Below are 23,298 nucleotides of genomic sequence, written 5' to 3'. Positions count from 1 at the left end.
CCCTGAGCCCACCGTGCGCCCCGGTCTCCGGGGCGCACGGTGAGCATGCACCACCGGCGGTGCCCCGGGATGATCGTCCCGGGGCACCGCGCCGTACCGGCACCGCGCCCGGTGCGGCACCACGTTCCCAGCACGAGAAGGACCGAGACATGACCGAGCACCCGTCCGAGCAGCCCTCGCCCGCAGCGGCCCCCCGGGTCGACCCCACGGCCGACCTCACGGCCTGGCGGCGCGACCAGCTCGCCGACCTCCTGTACTTCGGCGCGGCCTCGCTGCGGTCGGACGGCGCCGCGCAGTGGCTCGACGACGACGACGTCCCCGACCTCGCGCGGCCGGTGCACACGTGGATCACGTCGCGCATGGCGCACGTCTACTCCTTCTCGTCCCTGCTGGGCGTCCCCGGCGCGGGCGAGCTCGCGGACAAGGCGCTGCGTGGCCTGCGGGGCGTTCTCGTCGACGCGGAGTACGGCGGCTGGGTGTCCTCGCGCGGTCCGGGCCCCCGCCCTGGCGACCTCTCGGCGACGGAGGAGGGGGCGGTCGACGGGACCAAGAGCGCGTACGCGCACGCGTTCGTCGTGCTCGCCGCGGCGTCGGGGACGATCGCGGGCCGCGAGGGCGCGCGCGAGCTGCTCGACGCGGCGCTCGCCGTGCTCGACGAGCGGTTCTGGGAGCCCGGGCCCCGGATGCACGCGGACGAGTGGTCGCGCGACTGGACGACGCTCGACGAGTACCGCGGGGTCAACGCCAACATGCACTCGGTCGAGGCGCTGCTCGCGGCCCACGACGCGACCGGTGACGTCGAGTGGCTCGTCCGCGCCGCGTCGATCGCGGACCGCGTGATCGGCTGGGCGAGCGAGAACGAGTGGCGCATCCCCGAGCACTTCGACGCGGACTGGAACCCGCTGCCCGACTACAACGCCGACCGCCCGCGCGACCCGTTCAAGCCGTACGGGTCGACGCCGGGGCACGGGCTCGAGTGGGCGCGCCTCCTCCTCCAGGTCGACATCGCGTCCGGCACGCCCGGCGCGCGCACCGAGGCCGCGGTCGCGCTGTTCGACCGCGCCGTCGCCGACGGCTGGGACGGCGAGCACGGCGGCGGGTTCGTGTACACCGTCGACTGGTCCGGGGTGCCCGTCGAGCCGCGCCGCTACCACTGGGTCGCGGCCGAGGCGGTGGCCGCGGCCGACGTGCTCGGCCGGGTCACGGGGGAGTCGCGCTTCACCGAGGCCGCCGCGGGCTGGTGGGCGTGGATCGACCGGTTCCTCGTCGACCCCGAGCGCGGCTCGTGGCACCACGAGCTCGACACGGCCAACCGGCCCGACGGCGTCACGTGGGTCGGCAAGCCCGACGTCTACCACGCCGCCCAGGCGGTGATCCTCCCGGACCTGCCCTTGACGGGCTCGCTCGCCGCATCGGCCAAGGCCGCGGGCAGCATCCTGGGCTGACGCCCACCCCAGACCGCCGAGCCCGGGGTCGTTCCCCACGTCACCGTCGCCGTGAGGAGCAACCCCGGGCTCGGCGCTGCGCTTCACCGGGCACGGACGAGGAGAGCCCCGCACCTGTTCGGTGCGGGGCTCTCGTGTGCTGAGCGGGTGACGGGAATCGAACCCGCGCTATCAGCTTGGGAAGCTGAAGTTCTACCATTGAACTACACCCGCGCGGCGCTGGTGGCGTCCGCCCCGGGGCCTCTGGGAGGATCCTCGGCGAACCAGCGCGCGCCCCGATCATAGCGGACGTCGCCGGTGATGCCAGAACCCGACCGCACGACGACCCGATCCGCGCCCGTGTGCGGCGCACGCCGAGGAGCAGCCTTGTCCGAGAACCCGTACCAGCAGCAGCCCGACCCCGCGCAGGGGAGCCCGGCCCCGGGCGACCCGGTCTACGGGGGCGGGGCGACGCCGTCGGGCGCGGCTCCCGCGGGCCAGCCCGGCTCGGGGCAGCAGGCCTACGGCGAGCAGGGCTACGGCGAGCAGGGTTACGGCCAGCAGGGCTACGGCCAGCCGCAGGGGTACGGGGACGCCTACGGCCAGCAGCCGTACGGGACGCCCGGCGCGCAGCCGGGGTACGGCCAGCCGCAGGGGCAGGCCTACGGCGCCGACCCGCAGCAGGGCTACCCCCAGCAGGGCTACCCGCAGCAGGGCTACGGCCAGCAGCCGGGATACGCGCAGCCCGGCCCGTACGGGCAGCCGGGCTTCGACCCCGCGTACGACCCCCAGGCCAAGTCCCGGCTCGCCGCGGGCCTGCTCGGCATCCTCGTCGGGAGCCTCGGCATCCACCGGTTCTACCTGGGCTACACGGGCATCGGCCTGACGATGCTGCTCGTGTCGGTGCTGTCGTTCGGCTTCGCCGCGCCGGTCATCGCGATCTGGGGCCTCGTCGAGGGCATCCTCTACCTGACCTCGAAGACGGGCTACTACTCGGTCGACTCGACGGGCCGCCCGCTGCGCGCCTGACACCTCGCCGAAGCCTGGACCGCTCCCCACGACGCGCCGTGCCCGGGGAGCGATCCAGGGTTCGGCGGCGGGTCCGGACACGCTCCGTCGTCGGCTAGCGTGGGCCCGTGCTGCTCTCCGACCGCGACATCCGGGCCGAGCTCGACGCCGGGCGCGTCCAGCTCGAGCCGTACGACCCGTCGATGCTCCAGCCGTCGAGCATCGACGTGCGCCTCGACCGGTTCTTCCGGCTGTTCGACAACCACAAGTACCCGTTCATCGACCCGTCGCAGGACCAGCCGGACCTGACGCGCCTCGTCGAGGTCGACCCGGCGGAGCCGTTCGTGCTGCACCCGGGGGAGTTCGTGCTCGGGTCGACGTTCGAGACCGTGACCCTGCCCGACGACGTCGCCGCGCGCCTCGAGGGCAAGTCGAGCCTCGGCAGGCTCGGCCTCCTCACGCACTCCACGGCCGGCTTCATCGACCCGGGGTTCTCGGGGCACGTGACGCTCGAGCTGAGCAACGTCGCGACGCTGCCGATCACGCTGTGGCCGGGCATGAAGATCGGGCAGCTCTGCTTCTTCCGCCTGTCGTCGCCCGCCGAGAACCCGTACGGCTCGAGCGTCTACGGCTCCCGCTACCAGGGCCAGCGCGGCCCGACGGCCTCCCGCTCGTGGCAGAGCTTCCACCGCACCGACGTCTGAGCGCGGCACGCCGCGTCGGACGCCGTTCGACCCCGCAGGACCCGAGGACCGGAGGACCGCACCGCATGAGCCCGCTCCCGCCGCTTCCGTACCCCGACGGGCCCGGCGCCGCGCAGTCGTACCAGGCGCGGCACCTGCTCGGGCTCCCGGCCGACGTCGTCGTCGACGAGGTCGAGACGCTCGCGCTGTCGCGCTTCGCGGGCGCGCGCTGGGACGTCGCGCCGGAGGGCACGGAACCGCTCGTGCCGCCCGCCCGGACGGCGGCACCGGGGGCGCCGGGCGTGCTGCGCACGTCGCGCCACACGACGGTCACGGGCCCGTACGCGGGCCCCGGCTCCGGCCTGCCGCCGGGCACGGCGCTCGTGTTCGACGTCGTGTGCCCGCGCGAGCGCGGCGACGTCCCGTACCCCGGTGGCGGGGACCGCGACGGGATCGGCCGCGCGTTCCCCGGCGGTCTGCCGGTGCGCGAGGAGGAGCGGGTCGTGGCGTTCCTCGTCGCCGCCGCGCGCCGCCTCGGCGGATCGGTGCGGACCGATGTCGGCAACCCGGCGGGCCCGGGCGTCGTCCTCACGCCCGACCCGGGCGTCGCGATCGACATGACGCTGTACTCGGACGTGTGGCTGGACCCCAACGCCGCGCTCGCGCTCGTCGCGCGGCTCAACCCCCGCACGCGGCTCGCGACCGAGGGGAAGTCGTACGAGGGCCCCCCGAAGGGCATCGCCGACCTGCCGCTGTACCCGGGCGAGAAGATGGACCCCGCGCTGCGGCGCGCGATCCACGCGGCCGCGGACGACGTCGACATCAAGGCGCTGACGACGCGCGCGGTCCTCGACGGCTACGGGCTGATCGTCGACCTCGGCATGGACGGGCTTGTCGCCGTCGAGGTGGGCGGCGAGGAGGCCCTGCCGCTGCTGCTGCGCGGCCTGCCGTGGACGGCGGACGGCGCCGTGAGCTACCGCGTGCGGTGGGAGCCGCGGGACCTGGTCGAGTCCCAGCAGGAGCAGCCGTCGCTCGACCACCAGGTCGCGCGCAAGCGCGCGGCGGAGGTCGTCGCGCAGGTCACCCGGACGTTGTTCGGAGCCGTCGGTGGCGAGATCGCCGACGAGGCCGAGTTCCTCGTGGACCCCGAGGATCTCTGACGGGAGACTGAGGAATCGGTCACGGTCCGGGCTGTGGGGCCGGTGCAGGGCTGACGAGTCGGTAAAATGGTTCGCGGCACGGCATCGCCGTCGCCGTGAACTGTCGTGCCCTGCGGCTCCCCTCCGCGGGTGCGACGATGACAAGTCCAGCAAGACCTGCCCACCCCGCCCCCGACCCGGACGGAGCGGCCCGTGCTCTACGTGCTCGTTGCCCATCTCGTGATGGCACTGGGCGCGCCCGCACTCGTCTCGTTCCTCGGTCGCCGGGCGTTCCTCGTCATGGCGCTCGCGCCGGCGTCGGCCGCGGTCTACGCGCTCGCCTGGACCGACCGGGTGATGTCGGGCGAGCACCCGACGCAGGTCGTCGAGTGGGTCCCCGGCCTGGGACTCGAGCTCGCCTTCCGCATGGACACCCTCTCGTGGCTCATGCTGCTGCTCGTCGGCGGGGTCGGCGCGCTGGTGCTCGTCTACTGCTCGGCCTACTTCTCGCCCACGGCGCAGGGCCTGCGGCGGTTCGGCGGCGTGCTCACGGCGTTCGCCGGGGCCATGGTCGGGCTCGTCACCGCGGACGACATGCTGCTCCTGTTCGTCTTCTGGGAGCTCACGACCGTCTTCTCCTACCTGCTCATCGGGCACTACGCCGACCGCAAGGCGAGCCGTCGCGCCGCGATGCAGGCGATCGTCGTGACGACGGCGGGCGGCCTCGCGATGCTCGTGGGCGTCGTGATCCTCGGGGTCCAGGGCGGGACCTTCCGGATGTCGGAGATCATCGCCGACCCGCCCACGGGCGGTGCGGTGACGGCCGCGATCGTGTGCCTCCTCGTGGGCGCGGCGAGCAAGTCCGCGCTCATCCCCCTGCACTTCTGGCTGCCCGCGGCGATGGCCGCGCCGACCCCCGTAAGCGCCTACCTGCACGCGGCCGCGATGGTCAAGGCCGGCGTCTACCTCGTCGCGCGGTTCGCGCCCGCGTACTCCGACACGACCGTGTGGCGGTCGATGGTCATCGCGCTCGGCGCGGGCACGCTGCTCGTCGGTGGCTACCGCGCGCTGCGCCAGTACGACCTCAAGCTCGTGCTCGCGTTCGGCACGGTGAGCCAGCTCGGTCTCATCATCCTGCTCGTCGGCCTCGGGACGCGCGGCGCGGCGCTCGCCGGGCTCGCGATGATCGGCGCGCACGCGATGTTCAAGGCGTCGCTGTTCCTCGTGGTGGGCGTGGTCGACGCCGCGACCGGGACGCGCGACCTGCGCCGCCTCACGGGCGTGGGCAAGGCCCTGCCGTGGACGGCGGTCGCGGGCGGGCTCGCGACCGCGTCGATGATCGGGCTGCCGCCGTTCGCGGGGTACGTCGCGAAGGAGGCGGCGCTCGAGTCGCTCCTGCACGGCGAGGGGCCCGTCTGGGTCGACACGGTCGTGCTCTGGGCGGTCGTCGTCGGGTCGATGTTCACCGTCGCGTACGGGATCCGGTTCTGGTGGGGCGCGTTCGCGTCCAAGCCGCACCTCGGCACGCCGCCGGCGCGCGCCAACGAGCACGTGGGTCTGCGCGCGGCCGCCGCGCGTCGCCCGGCGGTCGAGGCCGACGAGCCCCCGATCGACCCGGCGCGCATCCATCGCCAGCCCGTCCTGCTGGTGGGGCCCGCCGTCGTGCTCGCCGTGCTCGGCCTCGCCACCGCGCTCGTGCCCCACTTCGGCGAGGAGCTCCTCGCGCCCTACGCGGACACGTACCCCGTCGGCGAGCCCGGGCACCTCGTCCTGTGGGCGGGCTTCACCCCTGCGCTCGCGCTCACGGTCCTCGTCCTCGCGGTCGGCGTCGTGCTGTTCTGGCAGCGAGCGCGCGTCGAGCGCTTCCAGGCGTCGCTGTGGACCGGCCCCGAGGCCGACGTCACCTACCGCAAGGTCATGCGCAAGCTCGACGACCTCGCGGCGGACGTCACCGCCGTCACGCAGCGTGGCTCGCTGCCGTTCTACCTCGGTGCGATCCTCGTGGTCCTCGTCCTGGGGCCGGGTGTCGTCATGGTCGCGCAGACGGCGTGGCCCGAGCAGCTCAAGGCGTGGGACCGCCCCGCGCAGCTCGTCGCGGTCGCCGCGATCTGCATCGCCTCGGTGCTCGCCGCACGCTCGCGCCGCCGCCTCAAGGCCGTGATCCTGGTCGGCATCGCCGGGTACGGCAACGCCGTCCTCTTCCTCCTGCACGGCGCGCCCGACCTCGCGCTCACGCAGGTCCTCGTCGAGACGATCACGCTCGTCGTCATGGTGCTCGTGCTGCGCCGTCTGCCCGCGTACTTCTCGAACCGGCCGCTCGCCGCGAGCCGGTGGGTGCGCCTGGGGATCGGCCTGGCCGTCGCCGTCGTCATGATGGGCTTCGCGGTCGTGGCGCCGCTCGCGCGGGTCGCGACGCCGATCTCCGTCGACTTCCCGGCCGAGGCGTACGAGTTCGGGCACGGCAAGAACATCGTCAACGTGACCCTCGTCGACATCCGCGCGTGGGACACGATGGGCGAGATCTCGGTCCTCCTGGCGGCGGCCACGGGTGTCGCGTCGCTCGTGTTCCTGCGCACCCGCAGCGGCGAGATCCTGCGCGCGTCGGGAGCGAAGCCTGCGACGACGTCGTCCGGCTCGGGCGTGTGGAGCGAGGGCGGGGCGGACCCGGGTGCCGCGCTCCGCCGTCGCGGGGTCGCCGAGAAGGACCAGCCGCGCATGCTCGTGTGGCTCAGCGCGGGCCGCACGCTCGCGCCCCAGAGACGCTCGGTGATCTTCGAGGTCGTCACGCGCGTGCTGTTCCACGCGATGATCGTCTTCGCGCTCTTCCTGCTGTTCTCCGGCCACAACGCGCCGGGCGGTGGCTTCGCGGCCGGGCTCGTGGTCGGGATCGCGCTCATCGTGCGCTACCTCGCGGGCGGCCGGTACGAGCTCGGCGAGGCGGCGCCGGTGCACCCGGGTCTGCTGCTCGGCACAGGACTCTTCCTGTCCGCGGGCGTGGGCCTCGTCGCGTTCCTGCTGACCGGCAACGTGCTCGGCAGCGACGCCTACGACATCGCGCTCCCGCTCGTCGGGGAGATCCACCTCGTCACGTCGCTGTTCTTCGACGTCGGCGTGTTCCTCGTCGTCGTGGGCCTGGTCCTCGACATCCTGCGCACCCTGGGGGCGGAGATCGACCGGCACGCCGAGCGCGCCGCCGCCGGGCGCGAGCCGGGCGAGGACACCGGGCCGTTCGAGGCCATGGAGCCCGACTCGATCGGAGGTGGCCGACGGTGAACGTCATCGACATGACCCCGAGCGTCGTCCTCGTGCTCGCGATCGGCGTGCTCTTCGCGGCGGGCGTGTACCTGCTGCTCGAGCGCAGCCTCACGCGCGTCCTGCTCGGCTTCATCCTCATGGGCAACGGCGCGAACCTGCTGTTCCTCGTCGCGGGCGGGCGGGCCGGGGGCGCGCCCCTCATCGGCACGACGCCCGAGGACGAGATGAGCGACCCGCTCGTCCAGGCGATGGTGCTCACCGCGATCGTCATCACGCTCGGCATCACGGCCTTCGTGCTCGCCATGGCCTACCGGTCGTGGCAGCTCCACGGCCACGACGAGGTGCAGGACGACCTCGAGGACCGCCGCGTCGCGCGGCACGCCGCGCGCAACGCCCCCGCGTTCGAGGACGCGGACACGGAGGAGAGCGGCGCGAGCCTGGACGACGAGGCCGCCGAGGTCCGCGACGAGACCGACGGCGACGGCGACGGGATCACCGACGGGCAGGAACCGCCGTCGTCCCCGGCACCCCGCACCGCGGGGGGCGACGGGCCCGAGCACGACCGCCCGGACGACCCAGGACCTGACGACCGCAGCGACGACGGGAAGGAGCCGCGATGAGCCTCACCGCCGCGGCGCTCGTCCCGCTGCCCGTCGTCCTCCCGCTCGTCGCGGCCGGCGCCGCGCTCGCGCTGTGGCGCCACCCGCGCGCGCAGCGGCTCATCACGGTCGCCGCCCTCGCGCTCGTCCTCGCGGCGTCGGTGGGGCTGCTCGTCGCCGCCGACTCCGGGCCGATCGTCGTCGACGTCGGCGGCTGGGCGGCCCCGGTCGGGATCGATCTCGTCGCGGACCGGCTCTCGGCCCTCATGCTCGTCGTGTCGAGCTTCGTCATGCTGTGCGTCCTGCTCTACTCCCTGGCGCAGGGCGTGGCGGACGGCGACGAGGAGGCGCCGGTCGCCATCTACCACCCGACGTTCATGGTCCTCGCGGCGGGCGTGTTCAACGCGTTCCTCTCGGGCGACCTGTTCAACCTCTACGTCGGGTTCGAGATCTTCCTCGCCGCGAGCTACGTGCTCCTCACGCTCGGCGGCACGGGCGAGCGCATCCGGGCGGGGTCGATCTACGTCGTCGTGGCGCTGCTGTCGTCCATCGTGTTCCTCGTCGCGATCGCGCTGACCTACGCGGCGACGGGCACGGTGAACCTCGCCCAGCTCTCCGAGCGCTACGCGGAGATCGACCCGGGCATGGCGCTGACCATCCAGCTCCTGCTGCTGCTCGCGTTCGGCATCAAGGCGGCGATCTTCCCGCTGTCCGCGTGGCTGCCCGACTCCTACCCGACGGCGCCGGCGCCCGTCACGGCGGTGTTCGCCGGCCTGCTCACCAAGGTGGGCGTCTACGCGATCATCCGCACGCAGACGCTGCTGTTCCCCGAGGACAGCGTGGTCGACGACGTGCTCATGTGGCTCGCGCTGCTCACGATGGTCGTCGGGATCCTCGGCGCCGTCGCGCAGAACGACATCAAGCGACTCCTGTCGTTCACGCTCGTCAGCCACATCGGCTACATGATCTTCGGCATCGCGCTCGCGTCCGAGCCGGGCATGGCGGCCGCCATCTTCTACGTCGTGCACCACATCACCGTCCAGACGACGCTGTTCCTCGTCGTCGGCCTCGTGGAACGCCGCGGTGGCTCGACGTCGCTCGACCGGCTCGGCGGGCTCGCCAGGCTCGCGCCGGGGCTGGCCATCCTGTTCTTCATCCCGGCGATGAACCTCGCCGGGATCCCGCCCCTGTCGGGCTTCCTCGGCAAGGTGGGCCTGCTGGAGGAGGGCGTGGCGCAGGGCACGCCGCTCACGTGGGCGCTCGTCGTCGGGTCCGTCGTCACGTCGCTGCTCACGCTCTACGCGATCGTCAAGGCGTGGAACAAGGCGTTCTGGCAGACGGCGCCCGTCGAGATCCCCGCGGACGCGCGCCTCCCGCGCGGCATGGTCGGGCCCGCGACGGCGCTCGTCGCGTTCGGCCTCGCGCTCACCGTGGTGGCCGGCCCGCTCTACTCGTACACCGAGCGCGCCGCCGCGACGCTGCTCGACGGCCACACGTACGTCGACGCCGTGTTCCCGGGCGACTCCGACCGCGGGCAGGGCGAGTCGAACGAGGTCGCGACCGGCGAGACGGACACGGAGCCCGCCACGACGACCGGGGGTGGGGACGGATGAGCCTGCACCGCCGCCGTCGCGCGCTCGCCTCCGGCTGGTTCGCGCGCGTCACCACGCAGTGGCGCACGATCCTGTGGCTGACGGTCGTCTGGGTCATGCTCTGGGGCGACCTGTCGTGGGGCAACGTCCTCGCGGGCGTCATCCTCGGCTTCGCCGTCATCACGTTCTTCCCGCTGCCGTCGATCGCGGCGCGCGGGAAGCTCCGGCCGTGGCCGTTCGCCGTGCTCGTGGGGCGCTTCGTCGCCGACCTCGTCGTCGCGTCGTTCCAGGTGAGCCTCCTCGCCCTCACGCCGCGCCACACGCCGCGCGGCGCCGTCGTGGGTGTGCGCCTGCGCAACCCGTCGGACATCTACCTGACGATCACCGCCGAGCTCTCCTCGCTCGTGCCCGGGTCGATCGTCGTCGAGGCCCACCGCCTCACGGGGATGCTCTACCTGCACGTGCTCGACGTCGAGGCCGCGGGCGGGGTGGAGAAGGTCCGCCAGGACACGCTCGCGCTGGAGGCGCGCGTCTTGCACGCCTTCGCGTCGAACGAGGACCTGCGGGCCGCCGGGCTGTACCGGGAGCCGTCCGCGCGAGAGGTGGCCGAGGCATGAGCGACACCGTGTACCTCGTCGTCGTGATCGCGGCCGCCGCGCTGCTCGCCGTCGGCGCGAGCCTCGCGATCGTCCGCGCCGAGCGTGGCCCGTCGATGCTCGACCGCACCATCGCGCTCGACGTCTTCACGACCACGCTCGTCGGCGCGATCGCGCTCGAGGCCGCGTTCTCGCGGCGCACGGACACCATCCCGATCCTCGTCGTGCTGTCGCTCGTCGGGTTCGTGGGCTCGGTGACGATCGCACGGTTCGCGTCCGTCGAGCCCGAGGACGAGGGCCGCATCCGCACGGCCGACGAGGTCGCGGCGGAGGACGCCGCGCGCCGCGAGGCCGAGGAGGCCGACCGCGACTCCGCCGTGGACCCCGAGCACCACGGCGGGGCACCCGAGGGGGAGGTCCGCTGATGGATCCGACGACCGCGTTCTGGGACACCGTGGCCGACGTCGTCTCGGCCGTCTTCCTGCTGTGCGGTGCCTTCCTCGCGTTCGCCGCGGGCGTCGGCGTCGTGCGCTTCCCCGACCTCCTCGCGCGCATGCACGCGGCCACGAAGCCGCAGGTGCTGGGGCTCATCCTCGTGCTCGCGGGGCTGAGCCTGCGGCTGCGCTCGTGGGGCGCCGTCGCGACGCTCTTCCTCGTCGTGATCTTCCAGCTCCTCACGTCGCCCGTCGCGGCGCACATGGTCGGCCGTGCCGGGTACCGGACCGGCAAGGTACGCACCGACCTGCTCGTCGTCGACGAGCTCACGCGCGACCAGGACGCGGCCGAGCGCGAGGACGTCGGCGAGCACGAGGGCGCCCGGGGTGCCGACCGGCCGGCGCCCGGCGAGGGGGCCGAGCCCGCAGCCCCGGGCGACGTGGACCTCGCGGACACCGCCGACACGGCCGCCGGCGACGTCGGTCCCTCGGGTTCCGAGACCTCGGAGCGCTGAGCCGCCCGGTCGGAACGCGCCGCACCGGCGGCGGGCTCTCCCGAGCGGCAGACGCCGCTGCTCCGCGCGCGGGCCGTGAGCACGGCTGGTAGACCGGCAGCATGGCCGACGCCCCCACGCCCGCCCCGCCGCAGCCGGAGTCGCGCAACCCGCGGGTCGCCCGGCCGGAGGACGGCGGCGAGAGCACCGTCACCGTCATCGTCGCGTTCCTCGCGAACGCGCTCGTCGCCGGGGCGAAGACCGTCGCCGCGACGATCACCGGGTCGGCGTCGATGCTCGCCGAGGCCGTGCACTCGTGGGCGGACACCGGCAACGAGATCTTCCTGCTCGTCGCCGACAAGCGCTCGCGGCGGCCCGCCGACGCCGAGCACCCGCTCGGGTTCGGCCGCGAGGCGTACGTGTGGTCGATGTTCGCGGCGATCGGGCTGTTCGCCGTCGGCGCGGGGGTGTCCATCACGCACGGCATCCAGGAGCTCGTGCACCCCGAGCCGGCGGACAGCTACGGCGTCGCCTACGCCGTCCTGGCGCTCGCGTTCGTCCTGGAGGGCGTGTCGTTCCTCCGGGCCCGACGCCAGGCGCGCGACGAGGCGCGGGCCGCGGACCGGGACACGCTGCACCACGTCCTCGTGACCTCCGACCCCACGCTGCGCGCCGTCTACGCGGAGGACGCCGCCGCGCTGGTCGGCCTCGTCGTCGCGTTCGGCGGAGTGCTCGCGCACCAGCTCACGGGGTCGCCCGTCCCGGACGCGATCGGGTCGATCGTCGTCGGCGTCGTGCTCGCGGTGGTGTCCGTCGTGCTCATCGACCGCAACCGCCGGTTCCTCGTGGGCGAGGCCGCGATGCCCGCGACGCGCGCCGCCGTCCTGGAGGGCATCCGGGACCTGCCCGAGGTCGAGCGCGTGACGTACCTGCGCCTCGAGTACGTGGGCCCGCGCGCGCTGTACCTCGTGGCGAGCGTGGACCTGCGGGGCGACGAGTCGGAGACGTCGGTCGCACGACGGCTCGACGAGCTCGAGCGCCGCGTGACGTCCGTGCCGCTCATCGCCGGCGCGGTGTTCACGGTCTCGGCGCCCGAGGAGCCGTCGATCGCCTGACCCCTTCGGCGGGAAGGGGACCGCGGGCAGAACGGACGAAGCGGTACACATCCACGGCCAGGCTGGGTAGGGTCGAGCGATGGCCACCCAGCGCACGCCCCGGCACCGGGCCGGAGCGCCCGCGGAGGTGCCCCGGTCGCGACCGGCACCCGGGACCTCGCGGGCCGCGCGTCCGTCGTCCGCGGCTCCGGCGTCCGGGGCGGTCCGACGGCGGGGCGGCCCGTTCGCGCGCCACCTGCGGTCCGGGCCGCGGGTCGCCGTGACGTCGGGGGTCGCCGCGGCGCTGCTGCTCGGCCCGCCGCTGGGCGTCACGGTCGCGACGGCGACCGGCGAGCTCCGGCCGGAGCACGTCGGCCCGCTCGGACCGGTGGTCGCGGCGCTGCCGTGGCAGGGGACCGACCCGGAGTCCTGGCTCGACGGCCGGGACCCGCGCGACGACCACTCGTCACGGACGCTGGCCGACGGTCGCTCGGCGGACGACCTGGAGGACTCGCCGGGCACTCCGGCGGCGCAGGCCGCGCCGGGCACCCCGCCGGAGGGCGCCGCGCAGAGCGAGCCGGGCGGGGCCGACGCCGACGAGGAGCCGGCCCCGGCGCCGTCGGGCACGCCGGACCCGGCGGCGGGCGACGCGCAGGTCGACCCGGCGCCGTCGGGCGAGGTCACGGACCCCGCGCCGAGCGTGACGCCGGCCCCCGCCCCGGCGTCCGCTGCTGCGGTCCCGGCCGGGCCGGGCGCGATCTCCGCGGAGGGCGCGGCCGTCGTCGAGCGGACCAACGCGGAGCGCGCCGCGGCGGGCTGCGGCCCGCTCGTCGTCGACGAGCGGCTCACGGCCGCGGCGCAGCTCCACAGCGAGGACATGCTCGCCCAGGGCTACTTCGACCACACGAGCCTCGACGGGCGCTCGCCCTGGGACAGGGCGAAGGCCCAGGGCTATGCCAACCCCGGCGCCGAGAACATCGCGAAGGGGCAGGCGACGGCCGAGGACGTGGTGCGCGCGTGGATGGACTCGCCCGGCCACCGGGCGAACATCCTCAACTGCGACCTGCGCGAGATCGGCGTCGGGCACGCAGACCGGGTGTGGACACAGCTCTTCGGCTGGGGCTGAGGGCGCGGCGCGGCCGACCCGCCGGGCTCAGAGGAGCGACGGCTCCCCGGCCGCGCGCGCCTCCCGGTCGAGCAGGCTGCGCTTGACCTCGAGGCCGTAGCGGAACCCGCCGAGGCTGCCGTCCGTGCGCAGCACGCGGTGGCACGGCACGAACAGCGCGGCGGCGTTCATCGCGCACGCGCCCGCCGCGGCGCGCACGGCAGCGGGCCGTCCCGACAGCTCGGCGTACCGCGTGTAGGTCACCGGGTCGCCCGGTTCGACCGTGCGCAGCACGTCCCACGCGTGCGCGCGGTAGGGGCCCGAGACCTGGCGCACGGGGACGGCGTCGATCGCGTGCACGTCGCCCGCGTAGTACGCCCGGACGGCGGCGACGGCCGGGACGACGGCGGGTGCGTCGTCGGGCGCGGGCGAGACGTCCGCGGGGCGCAGGTCGGGGTGGACGAGCGCGACGAGCGCCGCGGGCTCGGCGGTCCAGCCGGAGGCGAGGACCGTGCCGTCGGGGTCGACGACGACCGTGAACGGGCCGTCGGGCGTCTCGACGGTCGTGGTGACGGCGGTGGTCGCCGTCGCGGGGGCGGTCGGTGCGGTGGTCATGGGGTCTCCATCGTGGGGGTGGTCGAGGGTCGAGGGGCCGCGGCACGCCACAGGTGCATCGCGGCGTACGAGCGCCACGGCGCCCAGCGCTCCGCGTGCGCGGCGAGCGCACGACGCTCGTCGGGCAGGCCGAGCGCCGCGGCGCCCGCGCGGAGGGCGAGGTCGCCGTCGAGCAGGACGTCGGGGTCGTGCAGGACGCGCATGGCGACGTACCCGGACGTCCAGGGGCCGACGCCGGGCATCGCCTCGAGCGCCCCGCGCTGGGCCGCCGGGTCGTCGGCGGACGAGAGCGCGAGCGACCCGTCGGCGAGCGCGCGCGCGACCCCGAGGATCGCGGCCGTGCGGCGCGCGGGCCCGCGCACGTGGTCGGCGCCGCCCTCGGCGAGCTGCGCGGGCGTCGGGAAGAGGCGGGTCGGCCCGAACCGGGACGCGAACGGCGTGCCGAGCGCGACGGCGAGCCGCGAGAGGTGCGTGCGCGCGGCGGCGACGGAGATCTGTTGTCCCACGAGCGCGCGGACGACGATCTCCGTCGCGTCCACCGCGCCCGGGACCCGGATACCGGGCACGGCGCGCACCGACGCGGCGAGCGCCGGGTCGGCCGCGAGGGCGGCGTCCACGGCCGCGGGGTCCGCGTCGAGGTCGAACAGGCGGCGGACCCGGGCGATCGCCGCGGGCAGGTCGGCCACGGACGTGAGCTCGAGCTCGACGTGGAACCGCGCCGTGCCGCGGGCGCGCCCCGGCGGCGGGCCGTACGTCGCGCGGAACGCTCCCGGGCCGTGCGGGAGCGCGAGCGTGCGCGCGTACGAGAGGACGGGCCCGGCGAGGTCCGCGACCTCGACGCCGTCGACGGCGCGCGCCGCGAGGAACGCGAACACGCCGCGTGCGTCGAAGGGCTCGCGCAGGGGGAGCGTGAGGTCGAGCACGGCGGTGGTGCCGCCGTCGTCTCCGACGGCGCCCGGGCCGTCGGGAACATGCCCGCCCGAGCCTCTGCGGGGAGGGGCCGGGCGGTCGCGCCGCGCCCGACGGCGCAGCTCGCCCGGCGTCGTGTCGAAGACCTCGGTGATCGTGTCGTTGAACTGCCGGACGCTGCCGAAGCCCGCGGCGAACGCGACGTCGGCGAGGCGGAGGTCGGTGCCCGTGAGCAGGGCGCGCGCGGTCTGGGCGCGCAGCGCGCGGGCGAGCGCGACCGGGCCGGCGCCCAGCTCCGCGACGAGGACGCGGTGCACGTGCCGGGGCGAGTACCCGAGGTGGGCGGCGAGGCCGTCGACGCCCTCGCGGTCCACGACGCCGTCGGCGACGAGCCGCATCGCGCGGGCGGAGAGGTCGTGCCCGAGGTCCCAGGTCGGCGTGCCGGGCACGGCCTCGGGGAGGCAGCGCTTGCACGCGCGGTAGCCGGCCTCGTGCGCGGCCGCGGACGTGAGGTAGAACGTGACGTTCTCCGGCTTGGGCGTGCGCGCAGGGCACGACGGGCGGCAGTAGATGCCCGTGCTGCTCACCGCGGTGATGAACTGTCCGTCGAACCGCCGGTCGCGCGACGCGATGGCGCGGTAGCGCTCCGCGAACACGGGGTCCGTCGTCGCGCGGGGAGTCGCGAGGGTCGTCGTCATGACTCGATCCTCACCCGCGGGGCGACCCCTTGGCTAGCGGGATTCGGACACGACGGTGGGGGCGTCGTCGGGCAGGGCGCGCCGCAGCAGGGGCTTGTTCACGCGCTCGGTGAAGAAGTCGATGAGCGGGCCGGCGAAGAACGCCGTCATGACCGTCCCCACGCCCACGGGGCCGCCCAGCGCGATCGCGAGGCCGACGAACGCGAGGTCCTGGACCACCCGGACGACGCGGTACCGCGCATGCGTACGGTCGACGACGATCGGGGCGATCGCGTCGTACGGCGCCGTCCCGACGCCCGCCGTCATGTACGCGGACGCACCCGCGGTGAACAGGACGATCCCCACGACGAAGAGCGCGGTCTGCAGGAGGCGGCTCGGCGGGTCCGGGACGAGCGGGGCGAGGAGCGCGGAGAACCACTGGACGAAGAACCCCGTCATGACCATGTTGATGATCGTGCCGACCCCGATGTACCGGCGTCCCCACACCACGACGGGGACGAGGAGCACGGCGTTGATCGCGAGCTGGTAGACGCCCAGGTCGACACCGAGCAGGGTGCTCGCGCCGATGTTCGCCGCGGTGAAGGGGTCCACGCCGACGTGCGCGGACAGCAGCACCGCCGAGCCGAGCCCGAGGACCGCGACCCCGAGGAGCGCCCACACGGCACGCAGGACCACGTGGGAGGGGCGGGACCGCGGCGCGCTCGTCACACGCTGACGCTAGGGGAGCGGTCGGGCGGGCGCGACCGGGCCGTCAGACCCGGGCGTCGAGCCAGTCGAGGACCTCTCGCAGGTAGGTCGACCGGGCGGGCTCGGGGGAGAGGGCGAGGTCGTGCGCGCCGCCCTCGACCGCGACGACCGTGACGTCGTCGCCCAGCCGCTCGGCGCGCGTCGTGATCTGCCCGACGTCGAGCACGCTGTCGGTCGTGAGCAGCGCGTCGTGCCAGCCGGACGCCGGGCCGCTGCGCGCGGACGCGAGCACGAGGACCGGGCAGTCGACGTGCAGGCCCCGCGCGACGCGCGCGTGCCCGCGCCGCACCGCCCGCAGGAACCCCGCTCGTACGGGAAAGCCCTCGATCGGCTTCCAGGCGAGGTCGAAGTCCCACTCGCCGCCCGTGCTCGCGTGCAGGGCCTCCGCCCAGTGCGGGTCGAGCCCGCCCACGACGAGCCGCGGCGCGACCCGGCCGACGACGTCGACCACCCACGTCACCGGTCCGCGGAACACCCACGGCCGGTTGAGGTCGAACCACGGGCTGTTGAGCACGAGCGCCGCGAGCCGCCCGGGACGCGCGTCGGCCCACAGGCTCGCGACGAGACCGCCCGTCGAGTGGCCCAGCACGACGAGCCGCTCGTGCCCCTCCGCGCGGATCGCGCGCGCGGCCGCGTCGAGGTCGTGGGCGTAGACGGCGAGGTCGGTGACGAAGTTCGGGTCGTCGTCGGGCCGCGACGGCGCCCCCGTGCCGCGGCCGATCGAGCGCCCGTAGCCCCGCAGGTCGAGCGCGTAGAACCGGTACCCGCGCGCCTCGACCGCCTCGGCGACGTGGGTCTGGAAGAAGTAGTCGATGAACCCGTGCACGTACAGCACCGCGGGCCGGTCGCCCGAGGGCGCCGCGACCTCGCGCCGCACCAGGGTCGCGACCGCGCCGTCCGGCAGGTCGAGGTCGCGCGCGACCCAGTCCCCGCCCAGCACGTCCGTGCGCCACTCCGGCGTCCGCGTCTCGGCCATCCGCTTCTCCCGTCCTCGCCCCACCACGTGTCTGCAGATTCTCGCCTCCCGGCGCGATCCCGCGGCGACAACGCGCGGGTGGGAGGTAGCGTGACGCGGATGACGAGCGAGATCCTCGCCCGCGTCGACGACGGCGTCGGGCACCTCACCCTGGACCGCCCCCGCGCGCTCAACGCGCTCGGCTACGCCATGCTCGGCGAGATCGCCGACGTGCTGGAGGAGTGGCGGGTCGACCCGACCGTGCGCCTCGTGCTGCTCGACGGTGCGGGCGACCGCGGCCTGTGCGCGGGCGGCGACGTCCGGGAGCTGCGCGCGTCGATCGTGGCCGGGAAGCAGGCCGAGGCGCGCCGCTACTTCCGGCGCGAGTACGCGGTCGACGCCGCGCTCGCGGAGCTGCCCACGCCCGTCGTGACGATCATGGACGGCATCACCATGGGCGGTGGGGTCGGCCTCGGCGCGCACGCGCCGGTCCGCGTCGTGACCGAGCGTTCGCGCGTCGCCATGCCGGAGACGCGGATCGGCTTCACGCCCGACGTCGGCGGCTCCTGGCTCCTGGGCCGCGCGCCCGGGCGGCTCGGGGAGCTGCTCGCGCTCGGCGCCGTGACGATGGACGCCGCCGACGCGATCTTCGCCGGGCTCGCCGACCACTACGTGCCGAGCGAGCGGCTGCCCGTGCTCGCCGCCGACCTCGCCGCGCTCGCGACCGCGGGGGTCGACCCGCTCGACGTCGAGGACGTGCGGGAGGTCGTGCGCCGCCACGCCCTGCCCGCACCCGTCTCGCGGCTCGTCGCGCGCCAGGCGGCGGTCGACGCCACCTACGCGGCGGACTCCGTGCCCGAGATCGTGGCGCGCCTGCGCGCAGCGGCCCGGGACGGGGACGAGCAGGCGGGCTCCGAGGCCGACGCGCTCGAGCGGCTCTCGCCCACCGCGGTCACCGTGGCGCTCGCGGCGGTGCGCAGCGCGCGCGGGCTCCCGGACCTGCGTGCCGCGCTGGAGCAGGAGTACGGGCTCGTCTCGTGGTTCGTCGACACGCAGCCGGACCTCGTCGAGGGTGTCCGCGTGCAGGTGGTCGACAAGGACCGCGACCCGTCGTGGCGCCCGGCGACGCTCGCCGAGGTCGACCCGGGCGTCGGGGCGGAGGCGCTGGCGTACGTGCCCGCGGAGGCGCTGTGGGACGACGCCCTGAGCCCGCGCCTGGCACGCCGCGCCGTCGAGGCCGTGGTCCGCCGGTTCGGCGAGGACGAGCCGACGCCCGACGAGCTCGCGGAGGCGAGCGACGACCTCATGGTCGAGCTCGTCGAGCGGCACGACGACGGCGGCACGGTCGTGCACCTCGCGGACTCGTGCGGGGAGCACTTCCTCGACGGGTACTGGCCCGCGGTGCGGTTCGACGCCGTGGGCGACGTCGTCGAGGTCACCGTCGAGTCCTGACGCGACCACGCCGTACGAGCCGACGACGCACGACGGCCCGCCCCGGGCTCCCGGGGCGGGCCGTCGATGCGTGGTGCTGCGAGTCACCCACCTCGCACGGCGCGTGCCGCGCGAGGCGTCGCTCGCGTCACTCGGGCGGCGGGCGCAGACGCGTGGCGTCGTCGATCTCGTCGTCCGGACCGGCGGACCCGTCCGGCCCCGGGGTGCCCGGCTGCGGCGGGAGCGGCTGGGTCGGGGCGGGCTGCTGGTACGGCGGCAGCGGCTGGGTCGCGCCCGGCGGGACGGGCGGCTGCGCGGGGAGCGGCGTCGTCGGCGACGACTGCGGGTGCGGCGCGCCGGGAGGGGCGTACGGGGCCGCGCCGGGGTAGCCGCCCTGCGGCTGCGGCGGGGCCGGCGGCTGGGCGCCGTACTGGCCCGGCGCCGGGGGCTGCGCCCCGTAGCCCTGCGGCGCGCCCGGCTGGCCGGGGTAGGCGCCCGGCTGCTGACCCGGCTGGCCGGGGTAGGCGCCCGGCTGCTGACCCGGCTGACCCGGGTACGCGCCCGGCTGCTGACCCGGGTATGCGCCCGGCTGCTGACCCGGGTAGGCGCCGGGCTGCTGGCCGGGGTAGCCGCCCGGCTGGCCGGGGTACTGGCCCTGGGGCTGGCCGGGGTGCTGGCCGGGCTGACCCGGTGCCGGGTAGGCGCCGGGCTGACCCGGGTAGCCGCCCTGCTGGAAGCCGGCCGCCTGGCCGTCCTGCGCACCCGGCTTGGAGCGGAGCACGAGCCACAGCACGAGGCCGATGATGCCGAGCAGCACGACGCCGCCGATGACGAACCAGAGCCAGGCCAGGGAACCGGAGTCCGAGGCGTCGCCCGCGCTGTCGCCGCCGTCGGGCGCGGTGGCGCCGTCGGAGTCTTCGGTCGCCTCGTCCGAGCCCTCGTCGCCCGACCCTGCCGCGCCGCCCGCGACGGCCGAGCCGCGCGCCGTCATCTCGTTGACCTCGCCGACGACGGGCGTCCAGATCACCGTGTTGCCGTCGATCTCGCCGTTGGACTCGGCGACCTCACCGGGGAACGTGATGGAGATCTTGATGTCGAGGCTGTCCATCATCTGCTGCGTCAGCTCGTCGCTCGTCGCGTCACCCGTGTCGGGGTTGAACTCCTCGCCGGTCATGTCCATCGACCCGCTCACGACGTACTCGTCACCCTCGCGCGTGACCGAGATCGAGTCGGCCCCGGCGGACGAGAGCTGTGAGATGGGCTGGTCCGCGTACGTGATCTTGGTGCCCGTGTACCCGTCCTGGGCGTACGGCTCCTGGGTCGCGCCCTCCGGGAGCTCGGACTCCATCTCGGAGCCCATCTGGTCCCACAGCTCCTGCGGGTCCGACCCCATCGACGTGGCGAGCTCGTCGCTGAACGCCATGACGACGCTGCCGTCGAACGTGTCGTCCTCGTTGAGGGTGAGGGCCATGTCCATCCTCATGCACCCCGCGAGGAACAGTGCGAGGGTGGCGAAGAGGGCAGCGAGGCCGAGTCGTCTGCGCAAGGGTGAGGAGTTCACCCGCCCAGCATGTCGCGGATCGCCGCCCGAGGCGAGGGTCGATGCCGATTTGAGACGGAATGCGGCCGGGAGTTCATCCGCGCCGGGCGACGGGTGACGGGGAGGTCAGGCGCGAGGCTGACGAAATAAGTTGAGCGGAATACACTCAACTTCGGAGTCGTTCCACTGGTCAGACCACCTTTCGAGCACCACACCGGAGCACCTATGGAAACGAAGTTCACCACGATGTCGCAGCAGGCGATCGGCGAGGCGATCCAGACCGCGTCGGCCGCCGGCAACCCGCAGCTCGAGCCCACCCACCTCCTCGCCGCGCTGCTCACGCAGGAGGGCGGGGTCGCCGTCGGGCTGCTCGACGCCGTCGGCGCGGACAAGCAGGCCGTCGGCCAGAAGGTCCGTGCCGCGCTCGTCGCGCTGCCCACCGCGAGCGGGTCCGCCGTCGCGCAGCCGACGCCGTCGCGCGCCACGTCGACGGCGCTCGACAACGCCTCGATGGAGGCGCAGGCCCTCGGCGACGAGTACGTCTCCACCGAGCACCTGCTGCTCGGCATCGCCGCGGGCTCGTCGCAGGCCGCGACGATCCTGCAGCAGGCCGGCGCGACAGCCGACGCGCTGCGGTCGGCGCTGCCTGCCGTGCGCGGGAGCGCGCGCGTCACTAGCCCCAACCCCGAGGGCACGTACAAGGCCCTCGAGCAGTACGGGACCGACCTCACGGCCGCGGCCGCCGAGGGCAAGCTCGACCCCGTGATCGGCCGCGACTCCGAGATCCGGCGCGTCGTGCAGGTGCTGAGCCGCCGCACCAAGAACAACCCTGTCCTCATCGGCGAACCCGGCGTCGGCAAGACGGCCGTCGTCGAGGGCCTCGCGCAGCGCATCGTCGCGGGCGACGTCCCGACGTCGCTCCAGGGCAAGCGGCTCGTCTCGCTCGACCTCGCGAGCATGGTCGCGGGCGCGAAGTACCGCGGCGAGTTCGAGGAGCGCCTCAAGGCCGTCCTGGAGGAGATCCGGTCCTCCGACGGCGAGGTCGTCACGTTCATCGACGAGCTGCACACGGTCGTCGGGGCGGGGGCGGGCGGCGAGGGAGCGATGGATGCCGGCAACATGCTCAAGCCCATGCTCGCGCGCGGCGAGCTGCGCCTCGTCGGCGCGACCACGCTCGACGAGTACCGCGAGTACATCGAGAAGGACCCGGCGCTGGAGCGCCGCTTCCAGCAGGTGTTCGTCGGCGAGCCCTCCGTCGAGGACACGGTCGCGATCCTGCGCGGCCTCAAGGAGCGGTACGAGGCGCACCACAAGGTGACGATCGCCGACTCGGCGCTCGTCGCTGCGGCGTCGCTCTCCGACCGGTACATCACCGGCCGCCAGCTCCCGGACAAGGCGATCGACCTCGTCGACGAGGCGGCGTCGCGCCTGCGCATGGAGCTCGACTCCTCGCCCATCGAGATCGACGAGCTGCAGCGCGCGGTGACGCGCCTGGAGATGGAGGAAGTCGTGCTCTCCGAGTCGACCGACCCCGCGTCGCTCGAGCGGCTCGAGAAGCTGCGCGCCGACCTCGCGGACCGGCGCGAGGAGCTCGCCGCGCTCACCGCGCGCTGGGAGGCCGAGAAGGCCGGCCACAACCGCGTCGGCGACCTGCGGGCGAAGCTCGACGAGCTGCGCGTCCAGGTCGAGCGCGCGATCCGCGAGGGCGACCTCGAGACGGCGGGCCGGCTCCAGTACGGCGAGATCCCGCAGCTCCAGCGAGAGCTCGACGCCGCCGAGGCCGAGGAGCAGGCGGACGACGCGTTCGCCGCGTCCGGTCCCGAGGCCGCCCCGATGATCGCCGACAAGGTGGGCGCGGACGAGATCGCGGAGGTCGTGTCCGCGTGGACCGGTATCCCCGCGGGCCGCATGCTCCAGGGCGAGAGCGAGAAGCTCCTGCACATGGAGGACGTCATCGGCGAGCGCCTCATCGGCCAGCAGGCCGCCGTCCGCTCCGTGTCCGACGCCGTCCGTCGCTCGCGCGCGGGCGTCGCCGACCCGGACCGCCCCACGGGCTCGTTCCTCTTCCTGGGCCCGACGGGCGTCGGCAAGACGGAGCTCGCCAAGTCGCTCGCGGACTTCCTGTTCGACGACGAGCGCGCCATGGTGCGCATCGACATGTCGGAGTACTCCGAGAAGCACTCGGTGGCCCGGCTCGTCGGCGCGCCCCCGGGGTACGTCGGCTACGAGGAGGGCGGCCAGCTCACCGAGGCCGTGCGGCGCCGGCCGTACTCGGTCGTGCTGCTCGACGAGGTCGAGAAGGCGCACCCGGAGGTCTTCGACATCCTGCTGCAGGTGCTCGACGACGGCCGCCTCACCGACGGCCAGGGCCGCACGGTGGACTTCCGCAACGTCATCCTCGTGCTCACGTCGAACCTCGGCTCGCAGTTCCTCGTCGACCCGATGCTCGACGACGCCGCGAAGCGCGAGGCCGTGATGAGCACGGTGCGGTCGAGCTTCAAGCCGGAGTTCCTCAACCGCCTCGACGACGTGATCGTCTTCGAGCCGCTCACGCTCGACGAGCTCGGCCGGATCGTCGACATCAGCGTCGCGCACCTCGCGAGGCGTCTCGCCGACCGGCGCATCACGCTCGACGTCACCACGGCCGCCCGCGAGTGGCTCGCGCTCGAGGGCTTCGACCCCGCCTACGGGGCGCGCCCGCTGCGCCGCCTCGTGCAGCGCGAGATCGGCGACCGCCTCGCGCGGATGCTGCTCTCGGGCGACGTCGCCGACGGCGACGTGGTGCGCGTCGACCGTGATCCCGAGGCCGAGGGCCTGACCCTCGGGACGGAGATCCTCACGGCGTGATCCTCCGGGGCCCGAGGTAGAGCCCTGGTCCGCGGGGGGGTGGTCCCTTGTGATAGAACACGGGGGTAAAACGCCCGACCCCGGGGCGGGGGCGGGGTGTTATAAAAAAAAAACAAGCCACCACAACCACACG

Annotated in this window: 19 protein-coding genes and 1 tRNA gene; 14 read left to right on the top strand and 6 right to left on the bottom strand. The window is 74.5% G+C overall.

Features of this window, described 5'->3' with window-relative positions; genetic code table 11:
* Positions 1-149: 149 nt before the first annotated feature.
* Positions 150-1,445: an AGE family epimerase/isomerase gene (locus ACFVN3_RS05195; RefSeq protein ID WP_378231239.1), complete on the top strand. Its 1,296-nt coding sequence runs from the start codon at positions 150-152 to the stop codon at positions 1,443-1,445.
* A gap of 142 nt (positions 1,446-1,587) precedes the next feature.
* On the opposite strand, the gene ACFVN3_RS05190 is transcribed toward ACFVN3_RS05195, so the two are convergent.
* Positions 1,588-1,658: transfer RNA gene (locus ACFVN3_RS05190), tRNA-Gly, on the bottom strand.
* A 153-nt stretch (positions 1,659-1,811) separates the two neighbouring features.
* On the opposite strand from ACFVN3_RS05190, the gene ACFVN3_RS05185 reads away from it, so the two are divergent.
* The 11 genes from ACFVN3_RS05185 (at position 1,812) to ACFVN3_RS05135 (ending at position 13,444) form a co-directional block, all read left to right on the top strand.
* A complete protein-coding gene (locus tag ACFVN3_RS05185) occupies positions 1,812-2,453 on the top strand; it encodes an NINE protein (protein ID WP_378231237.1) in 642 nt (213 codons plus the stop codon).
* 107 nt (positions 2,454-2,560) lie between these two features.
* On the top strand, positions 2,561-3,136 hold the full coding sequence (dcd, locus tag ACFVN3_RS05180; RefSeq protein ID WP_141390646.1) for a dCTP deaminase: 576 nt from the start codon (positions 2,561-2,563) through the stop codon (positions 3,134-3,136).
* A gap of 65 nt (positions 3,137-3,201) precedes the next feature.
* Positions 3,202-4,275, top strand: coding sequence for a hypothetical protein (locus tag ACFVN3_RS05175; protein ID WP_378231235.1), 1,074 nt, complete (start codon positions 3,202-3,204; stop codon positions 4,273-4,275).
* 192 nt (positions 4,276-4,467) lie between these two features.
* A complete protein-coding gene (locus ACFVN3_RS05170) occupies positions 4,468-7,527 on the top strand; it encodes a Na+/H+ antiporter subunit A (protein WP_378231233.1) in 3,060 nt (1,019 codons plus the stop codon).
* Positions 7,524-8,129, top strand: a complete 606-nt coding sequence (locus ACFVN3_RS05165) for a Na(+)/H(+) antiporter subunit C (protein ID WP_378231231.1) — start codon at positions 7,524-7,526, stop codon at positions 8,127-8,129. The genes ACFVN3_RS05170 and ACFVN3_RS05165 overlap by 4 nt, the downstream gene beginning before the upstream one ends.
* Positions 8,126-9,721, top strand: a complete 1,596-nt coding sequence (locus ACFVN3_RS05160) for a Na+/H+ antiporter subunit D (RefSeq protein WP_378231229.1) — start codon at positions 8,126-8,128, stop codon at positions 9,719-9,721. The genes ACFVN3_RS05165 and ACFVN3_RS05160 overlap by 4 nt, the downstream gene beginning before the upstream one ends.
* Positions 9,718-10,317 carry a Na+/H+ antiporter subunit E gene (locus tag ACFVN3_RS05155; protein WP_378231227.1) on the top strand — a complete coding sequence of 200 codons (600 nt, stop codon included), beginning with the start codon at positions 9,718-9,720 and terminating at the stop codon, positions 10,315-10,317. Before ACFVN3_RS05160 ends, ACFVN3_RS05155 begins: the two co-directional genes overlap by 4 nt.
* Entirely contained in the window at positions 10,314-10,721 is a 408-nt protein-coding gene (locus tag ACFVN3_RS05150; protein WP_378231225.1) for a monovalent cation/H+ antiporter complex subunit F, read from the top strand. Before ACFVN3_RS05155 ends, ACFVN3_RS05150 begins: the two co-directional genes overlap by 4 nt.
* On the top strand, positions 10,721-11,245 hold the full coding sequence (gene mnhG, locus ACFVN3_RS05145; RefSeq protein WP_378231223.1) for a monovalent cation/H(+) antiporter subunit G: 525 nt from the start codon (positions 10,721-10,723) through the stop codon (positions 11,243-11,245). The genes ACFVN3_RS05150 and mnhG overlap by 1 nt, the downstream gene beginning before the upstream one ends.
* Positions 11,246-11,346: 101 nt before the next feature.
* Positions 11,347-12,339, top strand: a complete 993-nt coding sequence (locus ACFVN3_RS05140) for a cation diffusion facilitator family transporter (RefSeq protein WP_378231221.1) — start codon at positions 11,347-11,349, stop codon at positions 12,337-12,339.
* Positions 12,340-12,418: 79 nt separating this feature from the next.
* Entirely contained in the window at positions 12,419-13,444 is a 1,026-nt protein-coding gene (locus ACFVN3_RS05135; protein ID WP_378231218.1) for a CAP domain-containing protein, read from the top strand.
* A 27-nt stretch (positions 13,445-13,471) separates the two neighbouring features.
* On the opposite strand, the gene ACFVN3_RS05130 is transcribed toward ACFVN3_RS05135, so the two are convergent.
* From ACFVN3_RS05130 to ACFVN3_RS05115, 4 genes are read right to left on the bottom strand one after another with little or no spacing between them, the layout of a single operon-like run.
* Positions 13,472-14,038 carry a methylated-DNA--[protein]-cysteine S-methyltransferase gene (locus ACFVN3_RS05130; RefSeq protein WP_378231216.1) on the bottom strand — a complete coding sequence of 189 codons (567 nt, stop codon included), beginning with the start codon at positions 14,036-14,038 and terminating at the stop codon, positions 13,472-13,474.
* Complete coding sequence (locus ACFVN3_RS05125) at positions 14,035-15,645, bottom strand: AlkA N-terminal domain-containing protein (RefSeq protein ID WP_378231214.1); 1,611 nt, start codon at positions 15,643-15,645, stop codon at positions 14,035-14,037. Before ACFVN3_RS05125 ends, ACFVN3_RS05130 begins: the two co-directional genes overlap by 4 nt.
* A gap of 33 nt (positions 15,646-15,678) precedes the next feature.
* Positions 15,679-16,353, bottom strand: a complete 675-nt coding sequence (locus ACFVN3_RS05120) for a YitT family protein (RefSeq protein ID WP_378231212.1) — start codon at positions 16,351-16,353, stop codon at positions 15,679-15,681.
* A gap of 43 nt (positions 16,354-16,396) precedes the next feature.
* Positions 16,397-17,368, bottom strand: a complete 972-nt coding sequence (locus tag ACFVN3_RS05115) for an alpha/beta hydrolase (RefSeq protein ID WP_378231209.1) — start codon at positions 17,366-17,368, stop codon at positions 16,397-16,399.
* A gap of 99 nt (positions 17,369-17,467) precedes the next feature.
* Here ACFVN3_RS05115 and ACFVN3_RS05110 point away from each other — a divergent pair, with 99 nt between their 5' ends.
* Positions 17,468-18,799: an enoyl-CoA hydratase/isomerase family protein gene (locus ACFVN3_RS05110; protein WP_378231207.1), complete on the top strand. Its 1,332-nt coding sequence runs from the start codon at positions 17,468-17,470 to the stop codon at positions 18,797-18,799.
* 127 nt (positions 18,800-18,926) lie between these two features.
* Here ACFVN3_RS05110 and ACFVN3_RS05105 read toward each other — a convergent pair whose 3' ends face one another.
* Entirely contained in the window at positions 18,927-20,249 is a 1,323-nt protein-coding gene (locus ACFVN3_RS05105; protein WP_378231205.1) for an LppM family (lipo)protein, read from the bottom strand.
* Between the two features lie 294 nt (positions 20,250-20,543).
* Here ACFVN3_RS05105 and clpB point away from each other — a divergent pair, with 294 nt between their 5' ends.
* On the top strand, positions 20,544-23,165 hold the full coding sequence (gene clpB / locus ACFVN3_RS05100; protein ID WP_378231203.1) for an ATP-dependent chaperone ClpB: 2,622 nt from the start codon (positions 20,544-20,546) through the stop codon (positions 23,163-23,165).
* Positions 23,166-23,298: the final 133 nt, after the last annotated feature.

The sequence above is a fragment of the Cellulosimicrobium sp. NPDC057862 genome, assembly GCF_042797035.1.
Taxonomy (GTDB): Bacteria; Actinomycetota; Actinomycetes; order Actinomycetales; family Cellulomonadaceae; genus Cellulosimicrobium.
Note: the sequence above shows the minus strand (reverse complement) of the source record. Positions and strands in the feature narration are given on the sequence as shown.

Bases quoted from the DNA above. Each gene is read 5' to 3' on its own strand.
- ACFVN3_RS05195 (WP_378231239.1), top strand. From the start codon at position 150: ATGACCGAGCACCCGTCCGAGCAGCCCTCGCCCGCAGCGGCCCCCCGG.
- ACFVN3_RS05175 (WP_378231235.1), top strand. From the start codon at position 3,202: ATGAGCCCGCTCCCGCCGCTTCCGTACCCCGACGGGCCCGGCGCCGCG.
- ACFVN3_RS05160 (WP_378231229.1), top strand. From the start codon at position 8,126: ATGAGCCTCACCGCCGCGGCGCTCGTCCCGCTGCCCGTCGTCCTCCCG.
- ACFVN3_RS05155 (WP_378231227.1), top strand. From the start codon at position 9,718: ATGAGCCTGCACCGCCGCCGTCGCGCGCTCGCCTCCGGCTGGTTCGCG.
- ACFVN3_RS05150 (WP_378231225.1), top strand. From the start codon at position 10,314: ATGAGCGACACCGTGTACCTCGTCGTCGTGATCGCGGCCGCCGCGCTG.
- mnhG (WP_378231223.1), top strand. From the start codon at position 10,721: ATGGATCCGACGACCGCGTTCTGGGACACCGTGGCCGACGTCGTCTCG.
- ACFVN3_RS05140 (WP_378231221.1), top strand. From the start codon at position 11,347: ATGGCCGACGCCCCCACGCCCGCCCCGCCGCAGCCGGAGTCGCGCAAC.
- ACFVN3_RS05135 (WP_378231218.1), top strand. From the start codon at position 12,419: ATGGCCACCCAGCGCACGCCCCGGCACCGGGCCGGAGCGCCCGCGGAG.
- ACFVN3_RS05130 (WP_378231216.1), bottom strand. From the start codon at position 14,038: ATGACCACCGCACCGACCGCCCCCGCGACGGCGACCACCGCCGTCACC.
- ACFVN3_RS05125 (WP_378231214.1), bottom strand. From the start codon at position 15,645: ATGACGACGACCCTCGCGACTCCCCGCGCGACGACGGACCCCGTGTTC.
- ACFVN3_RS05115 (WP_378231209.1), bottom strand. From the start codon at position 17,368: ATGGCCGAGACGCGGACGCCGGAGTGGCGCACGGACGTGCTGGGCGGG.
- ACFVN3_RS05110 (WP_378231207.1), top strand. From the start codon at position 17,468: ATGACGAGCGAGATCCTCGCCCGCGTCGACGACGGCGTCGGGCACCTC.
- ACFVN3_RS05105 (WP_378231205.1), bottom strand. From the start codon at position 20,249: ATGGCCCTCACCCTCAACGAGGACGACACGTTCGACGGCAGCGTCGTC.
- clpB (WP_378231203.1), top strand. From the start codon at position 20,544: ATGGAAACGAAGTTCACCACGATGTCGCAGCAGGCGATCGGCGAGGCG.